The sequence below is a fragment of the Arthrobacter sp. zg-Y916 genome, from assembly GCF_020907385.1.
Classification (GTDB): domain Bacteria; phylum Actinomycetota; class Actinomycetes; order Actinomycetales; family Micrococcaceae; genus Arthrobacter_B; species Arthrobacter_B caoxuetaonis.
Map to the genome: position 1 here is coordinate 528,032 of NZ_JAJJOD010000001.1, position 13,001 is coordinate 541,032.

The 13,001-nt window shown below is 65.5% G+C and carries 15 protein-coding genes; 13 read left to right on the forward strand and 2 right to left on the reverse strand.

Features of this window, described 5'->3' with window-relative positions:
- Positions 1-42 precede the first annotated feature (42 nt).
- From exaC to LOC59_RS02570, 11 genes are all read left to right on the forward strand, one after another.
- Complete coding sequence (exaC, locus tag LOC59_RS02520) at positions 43-1,566, forward strand: acetaldehyde dehydrogenase ExaC (protein ID WP_227894181.1); 1,524 nt, start codon at positions 43-45, stop codon at positions 1,564-1,566.
- A gap of 58 nt (positions 1,567-1,624) precedes the next feature.
- Positions 1,625-2,644: an alcohol dehydrogenase AdhP gene (gene adhP / locus LOC59_RS02525; RefSeq protein ID WP_227894182.1), complete on the forward strand. Its 1,020-nt coding sequence runs from the start codon at positions 1,625-1,627 to the stop codon at positions 2,642-2,644.
- On the forward strand, positions 2,644-3,045 hold the full coding sequence (locus LOC59_RS02530; protein ID WP_227894183.1) for a DUF779 domain-containing protein: 402 nt from the start codon (positions 2,644-2,646) through the stop codon (positions 3,043-3,045). Before adhP ends, LOC59_RS02530 begins: the two co-directional genes overlap by 1 nt.
- Before the next feature lie 107 nt (positions 3,046-3,152).
- Positions 3,153-3,554 carry a YtxH domain-containing protein gene (locus LOC59_RS02535; RefSeq protein WP_229970509.1) on the forward strand — a complete coding sequence of 134 codons (402 nt, stop codon included), beginning with the start codon at positions 3,153-3,155 and terminating at the stop codon, positions 3,552-3,554.
- Between the two features lie 248 nt (positions 3,555-3,802).
- Entirely contained in the window at positions 3,803-4,102 is a 300-nt protein-coding gene (locus LOC59_RS02540) for a DUF4193 domain-containing protein (protein ID WP_227894185.1), read from the forward strand.
- 116 nt (positions 4,103-4,218) lie between these two features.
- Entirely contained in the window at positions 4,219-4,875 is a 657-nt protein-coding gene (locus LOC59_RS02545) for a nucleotidyltransferase family protein (RefSeq protein WP_229970511.1), read from the forward strand.
- A gap of 182 nt (positions 4,876-5,057) precedes the next feature.
- Positions 5,058-6,245 carry a TerC family protein gene (locus LOC59_RS02550; protein WP_227894187.1) on the forward strand — a complete coding sequence of 396 codons (1,188 nt, stop codon included), beginning with the start codon at positions 5,058-5,060 and terminating at the stop codon, positions 6,243-6,245.
- A 192-nt stretch (positions 6,246-6,437) separates the two neighbouring features.
- Positions 6,438-7,508 (forward strand): ABC transporter substrate-binding protein, encoded by a 1,071-nt coding sequence (locus LOC59_RS02555; protein ID WP_227894188.1) that lies wholly within the window; start codon positions 6,438-6,440, stop codon positions 7,506-7,508.
- A complete protein-coding gene (locus LOC59_RS02560) occupies positions 7,509-8,369 on the forward strand; it encodes an ABC transporter ATP-binding protein (RefSeq protein WP_227915551.1) in 861 nt (286 codons plus the stop codon).
- Positions 8,366-9,184: an ABC transporter permease gene (locus LOC59_RS02565; protein WP_229970513.1), complete on the forward strand. Its 819-nt coding sequence runs from the start codon at positions 8,366-8,368 to the stop codon at positions 9,182-9,184. The genes LOC59_RS02560 and LOC59_RS02565 overlap by 4 nt, the downstream gene beginning before the upstream one ends.
- Complete coding sequence (locus LOC59_RS02570; protein WP_227894191.1) at positions 9,184-9,966, forward strand: ABC transporter permease; 783 nt, start codon at positions 9,184-9,186, stop codon at positions 9,964-9,966. Before LOC59_RS02565 ends, LOC59_RS02570 begins: the two co-directional genes overlap by 1 nt.
- Here the strand turns inward: LOC59_RS02570 and LOC59_RS02575 are convergent.
- On the reverse strand, positions 9,925-10,557 hold the full coding sequence (locus LOC59_RS02575) for a hypothetical protein (RefSeq protein WP_227915548.1): 633 nt from the start codon (positions 10,555-10,557) through the stop codon (positions 9,925-9,927). The two genes, LOC59_RS02570 and LOC59_RS02575, sit on opposite strands and share 42 nt — an antisense overlap.
- Positions 10,558-10,641: 84 nt before the next feature.
- Between LOC59_RS02575 and LOC59_RS02580 the strand changes: the two genes are divergently transcribed.
- Positions 10,642-11,418, forward strand: a complete 777-nt coding sequence (locus LOC59_RS02580) for a glycosyltransferase family 2 protein (RefSeq protein ID WP_227915547.1) — start codon at positions 10,642-10,644, stop codon at positions 11,416-11,418.
- Here LOC59_RS02580 and idi read toward each other — a convergent pair.
- On the reverse strand, positions 11,366-11,896 hold the full coding sequence (gene idi / locus LOC59_RS02585; RefSeq protein ID WP_227894194.1) for an isopentenyl-diphosphate Delta-isomerase: 531 nt from the start codon (positions 11,894-11,896) through the stop codon (positions 11,366-11,368). The two genes, LOC59_RS02580 and idi, sit on opposite strands and share 53 nt — an antisense overlap.
- Before the next feature lie 35 nt (positions 11,897-11,931).
- On the opposite strand from idi, the gene LOC59_RS02590 reads away from it, so the two are divergent.
- Positions 11,932-12,999, forward strand: coding sequence for a polyprenyl synthetase family protein (locus LOC59_RS02590; RefSeq protein ID WP_229970515.1), 1,068 nt, complete (start codon positions 11,932-11,934; stop codon positions 12,997-12,999).
- Positions 13,000-13,001: the final 2 nt, after the last annotated feature.

The window sequence follows — 13,001 nt, forward strand, 5'->3', positions numbered from 1 at the left end:
AGAGGTCGTGTACCAACGCTCAAAATGAGGAGCAGACAAGTCATGACCGTTTACGCGCAGCCAGGCCAGAATGACTCACTGGTTTCTTTCAAACCGCGGTATGAGAACTGGATTGGCGGAGAATGGGTGGCCCCCGTCAAGGGAGGCTACTTCGAGAACGTATCGCCCGTGACCGGCAAGGTCTTCTGCGAGGTAGCCCGCGGCACCTCCGAGGACATTGACCTGGCCCTGGACGCGGCCCACAAGGCAGCACCGGCCTGGGGTAAGACGTCAGTGGCCGAAAGGGCCAACATCCTGAACCGGATTGCCGACCGGATCGAAGAGAACCTCGAGATGCTGGCCGTCGCCGAGACCTGGGACAACGGCAAGCCCGTTCGCGAGACCCTCGCCGCCGACATGCCGCTGGCAATGGATCACTTCCGGTACTTCGCCGGTGCCATCCGCGCCCAGGAAGGCACACTGTCCCAGATTGACGACAACACCACTGCGTACCACTTCCATGAGCCGCTCGGCGTCGTGGGACAGATCATCCCCTGGAACTTCCCCATCCTCATGGCCACCTGGAAGCTGGCTCCGGCGCTCGCAGCCGGCAACGCCGTTGTGCTCAAGCCCGCAGAGCAGACCCCCGCCTCGATCCTGGTGCTGGCGGAACTGATCGCGGACCTGCTGCCCGCCGGCGTGCTGAACATCGTCAACGGCTTCGGCGTTGAAGCCGGAAAACCGCTGGCCTCATCCAAGCGGATCCGGAAGATCGCCTTCACCGGTGAGACCACCACCGGACGCCTGATCATGCAGTACGCCAGCCAGAACCTGATTCCGGTCACCCTGGAGCTCGGCGGAAAGAGCCCCAATATCTTCTTTGCCGACGTGGCCGCGCAGGACGATGCCTTCTACGACAAGGCGCTGGAGGGCTTCAACATGTTCGCCCTTAACCAGGGCGAGGTCTGCACCTGTCCTTCCCGGGCCCTCGTGCAGGAGTCCGTCTATGACAGCTTCATGAACGACGCGCTGGCCCGGACCGCACAGATGATCCAGGGAAACCCGCTGGACACCAACACCATGGTGGGTGCCCAGGCCTCCAACGACCAGCTGGAGAAGATCCTCTCCTACATGGACATCGCCGGGCAGGAAGGTGCCAAGGTCCTCGCCGGAGGCAAGCGCAACATGCTCGACGGTGATCTGGCCGGCGGCTACTACGTTGAGCCGACCGTTTTTGAGGGCACCAACAATATGCGCATCTTCCAGGAGGAGATCTTCGGCCCGGTGGTGTCGGTGACGCGGTTCTCTGATTACGGTGAGGCCATGGCGATCGCCAACGACACCCTTTACGGTCTGGGTGCAGGCGTCTGGTCCCGGAACGGCAACACCGCTTACCGTGCCGGCCGTGACATCCAGGCCGGACGTGTCTGGGTGAACAACTACCACGCGTACCCCGCGCATGCGGCCTTCGGCGGGTACAAGTCCTCCGGCATCGGACGCGAGAATCACGCCATGATGCTGGACCACTACCAGCAGACCAAGAACCTGCTGGTCAGCTACGCCGAATCCAAGCAGGGCTTCTTCTAGCCACTCCGGTTCCACCTGCCAGTCCCGCAAACAGCAGCCCCCACTAAAGGAGATCGTCATGGAACATATGAAGGCCGCGGTCGTAAACGCCCTGGGTGAACCGCTCACCGTGGGCGAAACAGAAATTCCCAGTCCGGGGCCGGGAGAGGTCCTGGTGAAGCTCATATCCACGGGCGTCTGCCACACGGACCTGCATGCCGCGCAGGGAGACTGGCCGGTGAAACCCACCCCGCCGTTCATTCCCGGCCATGAGGGTGTGGGCCGCGTGGTGTCGGTGGGAGAGGGCGTCATGGAACTCCAGGAAGGGGACATGGTCGGCAACGCCTGGCTCTGGTCCGCCTGCGGTGTCTGTGAGTACTGCCGGACCGGATGGGAAACGCTGTGCGAGGCGCAGCAGAACGGCGGCTACAGCGTCAACGGGTCCTTCGGGGAATACATGCTGGTGGACGCCAAGTTCGCTGCACATATCCCGGACGGAGCGGATCCGGTGGAGATCGCTCCGGTGCTCTGTGCCGGCGTCACGGTCTACAAGGGCCTGAAGATGACCGAAGCGCGTCCGGGACAGTGGGTGGTGATTTCCGGCATCGGCGGGCTGGGGCACATTGCCGTGCAGTATGCCAAGGCCATGGGGCTGCGGGTTGCCGCCGTCGACATCGCCGAAGACAAGCTGGCCCTGGCCCGCGAGCTCGGTGCCGAAGTGACCGTCAACGCGTTGGACGGGGATCCGGTGGAAGCCGTCCAGGCGCAGACCGGGGGAGCGCACGCCGTGCTGGTTACTGCAGTGCATCCCTCCGCGTTCGGCCAGGCGATCGGAATGACCCGGCGGGGCGGAACGATCGTGTTCAACGGGCTGCCCCCGGGGGATTTCCCTGCTCCTATCTTCGACATCGTGCTCAAGGGCCTGACCATCCGCGGTTCGATCGTAGGCACGCGCCAGGACATGGTTGAAGCCCTGGACTTCTACGACCGCGGCTTGATCCACCCGCGAATCACCACGCGTCCGCTGGAGGACATCAATGATGTGCTCGACGAACTGGCTGCCGGCCGGATCGACGGACGGGTAGTGGTCCAGTACTGATGGAACCGGTACGGGGCGCCGTCCTGGACGCCGCGCCGGCCCTGCCCGGGGAAACCTCTTCCCGGGTAGGGCTGACAGCGGCGGCGAGGGACCTGCTGAGATTGCTCAGGGAGCAGCACGGGCCGCTGATGTTCCACCAGTCCGGCGGGTGCTGCGACGGTTCCTCACCCATGTGTTACCCCGAAGGGGACTTCATTACTTCAGATGCGGACGTGCTGCTCGGCACCTTCAACCTCGACGGCGGAGAGATCGGGTTCTGGATGTCGGCTGAACAGTTTGAGTACTGGAAGCACACCCACCTGACCGTCGACGTCGTTGCCGGACGGGGAAGCGGTTTTTCCGTCGAGGCACCGGAGGGGAAGCGGTTCCTGATCCGGTCGCGGCTGTTGGATGTGCCCTGACGGGAAACAGGTAGTAAGGTTGCTGTTTAATTCCTTGCGGCGGGTTTCCGCCGCCGGGAGAACCGGTACATCATGATGCCTCGGACGGGGCGGGAATGAGGAGCACCATGGTTAAGAAGATGACTTTCCTGGCAGGAATCGGCGTGGGATACCTGATTGGTTCCCAGGCAGGCCGGGAGAAGATCAAGTCGCTGTGGAACGATCCCAAGGTGCAGGACAAAGTGAGCCAGGGCACCGACTGGGCAAAGCAGAAGGCCCCGGGAATCCAGGAAAAGGTTTCCTCGGTGACCAAGGACGCTGCATCCTCAGCCAAGGATGCAGCCTCCGGGGCCAAGGACAACATGGCCGGCAAGTCGGGCAGCGGGAGCGGCAGCGGGTCGGGCTCCGGCAGCTCAAACGGCGGCGGAGCGTCCCCCGTGGCGGGCACGTCGAACCCGGCGGACCATTCGCACACCTCAGGCGGCGGGTCCACCATGAATCCGGCACGTCCCCAGCCTGACGGACAGTAGCCTGCTGGACCTGGCTGCTGACAGGCAGGCTTAACGCACTATGCCCGTCCCGGAATCCGGGGCGGGCATAGTGCTGCCCGGGTCATCGGTCATCTCCGCGGCTGGACCCCGGATGCGTCCGCGTTTGCGCGAAGAGCGCAATGTGTCGCGTATATTGCACTGGTGCACCTCCAGCACCGGGGGTACCGGTTATCATCGGGTTGCTTGGATCGACCCCACCCACCACGCATTGGAGAGTGAGCCTGGATATGGCTACGGATTATGACGCACCACGCAAGACTGAAGAGGACACCGGGACTGCGTCCATTGAGGAGCTCCAAACCCGGCGGGTCGACAAGCAGTCTGCCGTGGTTGACGTCGACGAATCCGAGGCTGCCGAAGCCTTCGAGCTGCCAGGGGCCGACCTCTCCGGCGAAGAGCTCCTGGTCCGGGTAGTGCCCGCCCAGGAGGACGAATTCACCTGCGGTTCCTGCTTCCTGGTACGCCACCGCTCCCAGTTCGCGCTGGAGAAGAACGGCACGAAGTACTGCAAGGACTGCGAGGGCTGAATCCGCTGAGTCCGCCCGGCCGGCAGGCGTCCGTCCCGGCCCCATGCAGCTGCCGCACAGGTTCATCCGCGTGCGGCAGTTGTGGTTAAGGCATCCGGTGTGTTTGTGTTCGGGACATGGTTAGTGCGGTTCTCCTGGCGGCAGGGAGCGGAACCCGCCTGGGGCTGGGCCCCAAGGCATTGCTGCCGTTTAACGGTGCTCCCCTCATCGAGCATCTTGCCGGTGTGCTGGCGGGAGGCGGCTGTTCGCGCGTCATCGTGGTTCTTGGGGCCGAATCGCGGCGGGTCCGGGCCACGGCCAACCTCTCCGGTGCCCATGTCCTGACGAACCCGGACTGGGAAACCGGCATGGGTTCGTCTTTCCGGGCCGGCACGGCGGAGGCGCTGCGGCTGGCGCCCGAGGAACCGGTCCTCGTCGCGCTTTCGGACCAGCCCGGGCTGAGCGTGCAGACCGTGGCCCGCCTGATTTCCCGCGGAGCACCTGCACGGGTCTCCTGCGCGGGATACCGGCTGGAAAACGGGGGACTCAAACGAGGCCATCCCGTGCTGTTCGCCCCGCAGCTGGCCCGGGCCGCTGCTGCCGGTGCGCGGGGAGACGCCGGAGCCCGGACGTTCCTGGCCGCCCACCCGGGTCTGGTGGATCTGGTGGAGTGCGGCAGCGAGCCCGACGGTCTGGACATAGACACCCCGGCGGACCTGATCCTGCTCAAGAGGCCCCTGCCCAGCTCCGGCCCCCTGCCCGGGTCCGGTTCCGTGAACGGTCCGGGGGCCTGAGTGGTGGACGTCGCCGCCGGGCCCGGGCTTCGGGTAAAGTGGACCGTTCGTAGGGGAGTATCCACCCACGCTGAATCTCGTCAACACGTAGGGCACCGACGCCCGGCCGGGACCAGCGGGCAGCCACAAACTGCCGGAGAGACTTGCGGTCCCTTGGCGTACCCTACGAAAGCAGAGACTCCATGACTGTTTCCCCCCTCATCTGGGGCGTGACGATCGTCGTCATCCTCGGCCTACTGGCCTTCGATTACTTCTTCCACATCCGCAAGGCCCATATCCCCACGCTCAAGGAAGCGGCCGTCTGGTCCTCCATCTACGTGGGCCTGGCCATTGTTTTCGGCATCCTGGTGCTGGTCTTCGGCGGGGTCACCATGGGCGGTGAGTACTTCGCCGGCTACATCACGGAGAAGGCCCTCTCCGTGGACAACCTCTTTGTCTTCCTGATCATCATGGCCTCCTTCCGGGTGCCCCGGGAGGACCAGCAGAAGGTGCTGCTCTTCGGCATTGTCTTCGCCCTGATTGCCCGGACCGGATTCATCTTCCTGGGCGCGGCCCTGATCAACTCCTTCTCCTGGGTCTTCTACCTCTTCGGCCTGATCCTGCTGATCACCGCGGGCAACCTGCTCAAGCCCGAAGACAGTGAGAAGGATGAAGCGAACAACTTCATCATCCGGATTGCCAAGCGCGTGCTGCCGACCACCGACCACTACGACGGCGACAAGCTGATGACGGTCGAGAACGGCAAGAAGGTCCTCACCCCGATGCTGCTGGTGATGGTGGCCATCGGCGGAACGGACATCCTCTTCGCGCTGGACTCCATTCCGGCCATCTTCGGCCTGACGCAGAACACCTTCATCGTCTTCACCGCCACTGCCTTCTCCCTGATGGGGCTGCGCCAGCTCTACTTCCTGATCGACGGCCTGCTGGACCGCCTGATCTACCTCTCCTACGGCCTGGCCGCGATCCTTGCCTTCATCGGTGTGAAGCTGGTACTGCACGCGCTGCACGAGAACACACTGTGGTTCATCAACAACGGCGAACACGTCTCGGTCGTCGAGATCAGCACGGGCCTGTCGCTGAGCGTCATCATCGGCGTCCTGGCCGTCACTGTCATTGCGTCGCTGGTCAGCCCCGCGGGCAAGGCGCAGACTGCCGTGAACAACGCACGCCGCCACGCCGTCGACTACCTGGACCTCTCCTACACCTCTGACGAGTCCGAGCGTGAGCGCATCTACCGTGCCCTCTGCGAAGAGGAGAAGCAGATCCTGCAGATGGACAAGAAATACCGCGACAAGGTCAAGGACATCGAGGACATCCGCGCCGAGGTCGCCCGCGCGCATGAGGAACATTCCCGGTTCACCAGCAAGTAACCGGCATCCCCGCCTAAGGGCCCGCCGCAGCCAACGTGTTGCGGCGGGCCCTTTTGTGTGTGCGGTTCTTCAAGCCCGGACCCTCTGGGTAACCGCCCGTTTACAGCAACGTAACCCGGCTGGCCGACCGTAGAAACAATCCCTTCCTAGGCTCAGTGGTTATCACCCGCACCTACGGAAAGCCCGGTACCCATGACCATCACCCCACGCCTGCAAAAACGTCTCACGGCTGTCCGCATCCTCGCGGCCACAGCGGCAGTGTCCAGCCTGCTGCTGGTCACTGCGTGCGGAGGCTCCGAGGCAGAAGCCGGTGCCGGCGAAGGCGATTACGGGACCCTTGACCTCAACCTGTCCTGGATCAAGAACGCCGAGTTTGCCGGCGAGTACTTCGCCGACGCCAACGGGTACTACGACGAAGCCGGCTTCAGCGAAGTGAACCTCATTGCCGGCGGGCCGGGCGGAACTTCGTCCGAAACAATGGTCCTCTCCGGCGGAGCCCTGGTGGGCACCTCAAGCCCCATGGGCGTGGCACCGGTGATTGTCGAGGAAGATGCACCGCTGAAGATCATCGGCACCACATACCAAAAGAATCCGTTCGTGATTGTCTCGCTGGACGGCAACCCCATCACCGCCCCCGCTGACCTGGAAGGCAAGCGCATCGGCGTCCAGGCCGGTGTGAACGAAACCCTGTTCGACGCGTTGATGGAGGTCAACGGGATCGACCCGGCCTCGCTGGAGAAGGTCCCGGTGCAGTACGACCCGCAGCCGCTGATCAACGGCGACGTGGACGGCTTCTTCGGCTACCTCACCAATGAGGTCCTGACGCTCGAGCTGTCCGGGCACACGACCGCTGTCCTTCCTTTCGCGGACAACGGGCTGCCCTTCATCGCCGAGAGCTTCGTGACCACGGATGAGAACATCGAGACCCGGCGAGATGAGCTCAAGGCATTCCTCCTCGCTACGCTCCGCGGCTGGAAGGACGCCGTCGCCGATCCGGACGAGTCGGCCCGGCTTGCTGTCGAGGTTTACGGTGCGGACCTGAACCTTGATCTTGCCAAGGAGAAGATGCAGGCCGAGGAGCAGAACACCAAGCTGGTTGTCACTGAGGAAACCGAGGCCAACGGTCTGTTCACAATCAGCGACGAGCTGATTGAGGAGAACCTGGCCATCCTCAAGCTGGCTGGTTACGACCTCGCCAAGGAAGACGTGTTCGACCTGAGCCTGCTCGCTGAGGTCTACGAAGAAAACCCGGAGCTGAAGTAGATGGCTGCGCACGCCGCTGAAGCCGCCCCCGCCACCCCGTCAGCGACTGATGCCGCCGCGCCGGGCCCGGCGGCGCGCGCACCATCCGCCCCGGGCAGCGGCATCCAGCTGCAGAACCTGGGCAAGACCTTCCGCACCGGGAGGAACATCGTCACCGCACTGGAGGAAACCAACCTGGAGACGGCGCGGGGCTCTTTCCTCTCTCTGCTGGGACCTTCGGGCTGCGGAAAGTCCACTGTCCTGCGCATCCTCGCCGGACTGGAGACACCAACCACCGGGGAGGTCATGGTGGACGGCAGGACACCCCAGGACCTCCGCCGGGGGCACGAACTGGGGATTGCGTTCCAGGATTCGGCCCTGCTGCCGTGGCGCAGCGTCTACTCCAACATCCGGCTGCCGCTTGAAGTCTCCGGCCGGCCGGCTGACGATGCCCACATCCGGGAACTGATCCGGCTCGTGGGGCTGGAAGGATTCGAGAAAGCACGTCCGGCACAGCTGTCCGGCGGAATGCGGCAGCGTGTCTCGATCGCCCGGGCCCTGGTCCTGAAACCGTCGGTGCTCCTCCTGGACGAGCCTTTCGGTGCCCTGGATGACATGACCCGCCAGCGGCTGAACCTGGAGCTGCTGCGCATCTGGACGGAGAAACCCGCCACCACCCTGATGGTTACCCACGGCATCTCCGAGGCGATCTTCCTCTCCGACACGGTGGCGGTCATGAGCCCGCGCCCCGGGCGGGTCAAGGAAGTCATCAGCGTGGACCTGCCCCGGCCCCGGACCCCGGACATGATGCGCACCCCGGAGTTCCATGCCCTGCACGACCACGCCTCGGAACTGCTCTTCGGATCCGGGGAGGCACATTGAGGCGCGCACCCCTGCCGCCCTGGACTGTTGGCGTACTGGGCTCAGCTGCGCTCCTGGCGCTCTGGTGGGCCGGCGCCGCCACGTTCCTGCGGGGGATCGGCTCTCCGGGCGGCGGGGCACCCGGTGCCATCCCGACCCCATGGCAGGTTCTGTCCCAGATGGGGGAGGACGGGTTCGGCTTCTACTGGCGGAATGCGTCAGTCACCCTGGCCGAAGCCGGTGCAGGCTATGCCTGGGGGAACGCCCTGGCCCTGGCACTGGCCTTTGCGGTACTGCTGGTCCCGCAGGCTGAACGCCTCGCCGTGCAGCTCGCGGTGGTCACCTACTGCCTTCCGGTGGTGGCGATAGGACCGGTGATCTTCATTGTGCTGGGACCGCCGCGGACCGGGGATCCCTCAGGGACCGCCATCGCGCTGGCAGCGCTTTCCGTCTTCTTCACGACCATGGTGAGTGCACTGGCCGGGCTGAAGGCCGCCGACAAGGCCTGCCTCGACGTCGTGACTGTCTTCGGCGGCCGCCGGATCCACCAGCTCCTCAAAGTCAGGCTCATTGCCGCTGTTCCTTCCGTGTTTGCGGCACTGAAGATCGCAGCACCGGCAGCCCTGCTCGGCGCCGTCCTGGGCGAATACGTGGGCGGGGTGGACCGGGGACTGGGCCCGGCCATGGTCAACGCGCAGCAGACGCTGGAGGTAGCCAGGGTCTGGGGAGTGGCACTGGCGTGTGCCGTCCTGGCCGGGGGAACCTACGCCCTCCTGGGGCTCGCCTCCCGGATCGCGGCGCCGTGGGCGTCGGGCGTCCGGACAGGAGGCCTCTGATGGGCGCGGCCGTACGCGGGGCCGGGCGGATATTCGGCGGGCTGGCGGTCTCCCTGCTGGTGGTGGCCGGACTGTGGCTGGGCATGCTGGAGGTCTTTGGTGTTTCCAGCTACATCGGCAAGGGACCGCTGGATGTGTGGCGGTACCTCTTCCTGGATTCCGACGCTGCGGAGAACCGGGCGCTGGTCATGGGCCAGCTGGGACAGACCCTGCTGGACGCCGCGATGGGGTTCAGCGCGGGTATGGTGGCTGCCGTCGCCGGGGCCTGCGTTTTCACGCTGTTCCGCGGCGTGGAACAGGCGCTGATGCCAATGGCCATGCTGCTGCGTTCGGTCCCGCTGGTGGCACTGGCACCGGTCATCATCCTGGTTTTCGGCCGGCAGGAAGCCGCCGTGGCCGCCATGGGCGGGATCGTTGTGCTGTTCCCGGCGCTGGTGACCATCGTGGCGGGGCTTCGGTCGGCATCCCCGGCCATGCTGGAAGTGGTGCATGTCTACGGGGGAAGCCGGCTCGATGCGTTCCGCAAAGTGGCGCTGCCGTCCTGTGCCCCCGCGTTCTTCACCGCGCTTCGGGTCTCGATTCCGGGTGCCCTCACCGGTGCGCTGCTGGCCGAATGGCTGGCAACGGGACAGGGCCTGGGCTACGGGATCGTTTCCGCGGTCTCCCGCGCCCGGTATGACCATGTCTGGGCCGGCGTCGTCGTGGTCACCCTCGCCTCGATCGTGCTTTACGCCCTGGTTTCAGCGCTGGAATCGGCGCTGAAGCGGCGCGCCGGAAGCTAGTCCCGGCGCGGTTTCCTGTTCCCGGCGCAGGAGCCGCGCCAGGAGGACACCGGAGAGCAGCGCGCCCAGGCCGCCGGCTGCCAGGTCACCCATCGTGTCCTGGTAGCCGACGTTGATGGTGTCATCGACGTAGGTGTGGCCCCACCATTCGCCGAACTCCCACAACACGCTCAGTGCCAGGCCGAGGGAGACGACGACGGCGGGAACGGCGACGGCGGGCAGGATGCGCCCCGACGAGGGCCGGCACGTCACGACGCCGAAGCCTGCCAGCAGGTACCAGGCCATGACGGCGATGGTTCCGGTGGCCGCGAAGTGCACAGCCAGGTCCCACCAGCTGATGCTGGCGTAGAGGTCCAGCACGCTGCTCCATGCGGCAACCAGCAGGGTCAGACCGTACAGCGAATCGAACAGTGGCGCGGCTGGCAGGCACCGCGATACCAAAAGCCCCATCAGCACCAGCGCAAAGAGCGCGGCTTCCACCGGTCCGTACAGCAGCAGAGCGGCCAGCAAGCTGGCCGCTCCCAGGAGCCGTACGGCGTCCGAAACCACTTCCGCTCCACTGGCAGGTCTGCGGAGGAGTGCGTCGATCATAAAGCCACGGTATCCGAGGGCAGCCGGGCAGGCACAGCATCCGGTTCGGAACCGGCGCCCGCGAATGCACGTAGGATCGCAGACATGCCTGCGCCCGCCCCGCTGCCCGCCGTCAGCGTTGTCATTCCCTGCCTCAACGACGCCGAAGCCCTGCGCGGCTGCCTCGCCTCCCTGGCCGAACAGGCCGTGGGGCCGCTGGAAATCGTCGTGGTGGACAACGACAGCACGGACAACAGTGCTGAAGTGGCGGCTGAATTCGGTGCCCGGGTTGTTTCTGAACGGCGCCCGGGGATTCCGGCAGCGGCAGCCGCGGGTTACGACGCCGCCCGCGGCGAGGTGATAGCCCGCTGCGACGCCGACTGTGTCCTGCCGCCTGATTGGATTCAGCGGATAGCAGAACATTTTGCCGCCGATCCGGAGCTCGCCGCCCTCAGCGGGCCCGGAAGGTTCTATGGTTTTCCGCGCTGGATCGGGCCGCTGCTGAGCTGGCTCTATCTGGGTTCGTACTACCAGGCGATGCGCCTGGCGCTCGCACGCCGGCCGCTGTTCGGCTCCAACCTGGCGATGCGGTCCACGGCCTGGCGGGCGGTTCGGGAAGCGGTCCACCGGAAGGACGCTGAACAGCACGACGACGTCTGCCTCTCCGCCCACCTCTGCCTGGATTACCGCTGCGCCTGGGACCGTTCCCTGGTTGTCGGCATGGCACCGCGGGCCGTTATCGGGCCGGCTAACCTGGTCCGCAGGTTCCGCCGTGCCTTCCATACCCTGGCGGTGCACTGGCGCCAGGAAGCGCCGTGGGAGCGCTGGATCAGGCGTTTTCGGGGTACAGCAGCGGCAGCTGCAGCACCAGCCAAGGGCTGAAGGCCCACGGCGTCAGGCGCACTGACTCCGCCAGCTGCCCGGGATCGGCCCAGATCCAGTCCATGACCTCATCCGCGGCTGGCACAGGATCAGCCTCCGCCACGGCGGTGAACACCGGGCAGATCTCGTTTTCGACGATGCCGGAGGCATCCACGGCGCGGTAGCGGAAATCCGGAAGGGCGACTGCGATGTCCCGCAGCCGCAGGCCCAGCTCGCGTTCAGCCCGGCGCACCACCGCGTCTTCCGTGGCTTCCCCGGGGCCCGGGTGGCCGCAGAAGGAGTTCGTCCAAACCCCGGGCCAGGTCAGCTTTTCCAGCGCCCGGCGCGTCACCAGCAGGCGCCCGTCCGGATGGTAGACGTGCGTCGAGAAGGCAAGGTGCAGGGGAGTATTTGCCGTGTGGACCGTCGACTTGTCCGCGGTACCTATCATTTGGCCCCCGTTATCTACCAAAATGACTTCTTCCCGGCGTTGCGGCATTTCTTCCCCTAACGATGAGCGTGTTTACTTTATGTATGGAGACAGAACACTTGCTTGACGAGAGAATTGGCCAAAAGCAGGTGGACCGTGTCCTGGACGGGTTTTTCGCCGCGGCCAAGGAGCGCGCGGAGCGTATCAGTTCCAGCTACCTTAGCCTCTGGGAGACGCTCGAAAAATCCACCATCGGCGGCAAGCGGCTGCGTCCGCAGATCGTCCTGGCGGCCTACACCCAGCTGGGCGGAACGGACCTTGAAGCTGCGGCACGGGTCGGCGCTGCCTTTGAACTCCTGCACACCGCCCTGATCGTCCATGACGATGTCATCGACCTCGATTTTGTCCGCCGCGGACAGGACAACGTCTCCGGGGTCTACCGCAGGATGGCCGAAACGGCCGGAGAACCCGCGGAGGTCGCACGCCACCGCGGCCTGTCCGTCGGCATCATCGCCGGAGACCTGGCCCTGACCGGCGCGTTCCGGATGCTCGATTCGGTGACTACGGATCCGGGAACCAGGGAGCTGCTCGCCGGAATCCTTGACGAAGCCGTCTTTGCCTCCGCCGGCGGAGAGCTGATCGACGTCGACTTCTCCTTCTCGCCGGGGGCTCCGCCCGTCACCGAGATCCTGGACATGGAACGGCTGAAGACGGCGGTGTACTCCTTCGAAGCGCCGCTGCGGGCCGGCGCGGTGCTCGCCGGTGCCGGTGCGGACGCCGTCGCGGCGCTTGGCCGGTTCGGCCGCGACACCGGAATCGCCTACCAGGTGGTCGATGACCTCCTTGGCGTCTTCGGCAACGAAAGCGCCACCGGGAAATCCAGCATGGGCGACCTGCGTGAAGGCAAGCGCACCGTCCTGATCGCCTACGCCGCGCAGACACCCTGCTGGGCTGAACTGTCGGGGCTCATCGGCCGGCCGGACATGCGTCCCGGCGACGCCGACCGTGCCCGCGAGATCCTGGTTGACTGCGGCGCCCAGGACTACGCCCAGGACCTTGCAGCGCAGTATGCCTCCAGTGCCCGCAGCCACTTGGCCAGCAGTGACGTCCCCGCCGGCCTGGCTGCCGCGCTGGACGACATCGTCTCCAGCTCCGTGAACCGGGGCCGGTGAGC

Bases quoted from the DNA above. Each gene is read 5' to 3' on its own strand.
- exaC (WP_227894181.1), top strand. From the start codon at position 43: ATGACCGTTTACGCGCAGCCAGGCCAGAATGACTCACTGGTTTCTTTC.
- adhP (WP_227894182.1), top strand. From the start codon at position 1,625: ATGGAACATATGAAGGCCGCGGTCGTAAACGCCCTGGGTGAACCGCTC.
- LOC59_RS02530 (WP_227894183.1), top strand. From the start codon at position 2,644: ATGGAACCGGTACGGGGCGCCGTCCTGGACGCCGCGCCGGCCCTGCCC.
- LOC59_RS02535 (WP_229970509.1), top strand. From the start codon at position 3,153: ATGGTTAAGAAGATGACTTTCCTGGCAGGAATCGGCGTGGGATACCTG.
- LOC59_RS02540 (WP_227894185.1), top strand. From the start codon at position 3,803: ATGGCTACGGATTATGACGCACCACGCAAGACTGAAGAGGACACCGGG.
- LOC59_RS02545 (WP_229970511.1), top strand. From the start codon at position 4,219: ATGGTTAGTGCGGTTCTCCTGGCGGCAGGGAGCGGAACCCGCCTGGGG.
- LOC59_RS02550 (WP_227894187.1), top strand. From the start codon at position 5,058: ATGACTGTTTCCCCCCTCATCTGGGGCGTGACGATCGTCGTCATCCTC.
- LOC59_RS02555 (WP_227894188.1), top strand. From the start codon at position 6,438: ATGACCATCACCCCACGCCTGCAAAAACGTCTCACGGCTGTCCGCATC.
- LOC59_RS02560 (WP_227915551.1), top strand. From the start codon at position 7,509: ATGGCTGCGCACGCCGCTGAAGCCGCCCCCGCCACCCCGTCAGCGACT.
- LOC59_RS02570 (WP_227894191.1), top strand. From the start codon at position 9,184: ATGGGCGCGGCCGTACGCGGGGCCGGGCGGATATTCGGCGGGCTGGCG.
- LOC59_RS02575 (WP_227915548.1), bottom strand. From the start codon at position 10,557: ATGATCGACGCACTCCTCCGCAGACCTGCCAGTGGAGCGGAAGTGGTT.
- LOC59_RS02580 (WP_227915547.1), top strand. From the start codon at position 10,642: ATGCCTGCGCCCGCCCCGCTGCCCGCCGTCAGCGTTGTCATTCCCTGC.
- idi (WP_227894194.1), bottom strand. From the start codon at position 11,896: ATGCCGCAACGCCGGGAAGAAGTCATTTTGGTAGATAACGGGGGCCAA.
- LOC59_RS02590 (WP_229970515.1), top strand. From the start codon at position 11,932: ATGGAGACAGAACACTTGCTTGACGAGAGAATTGGCCAAAAGCAGGTG.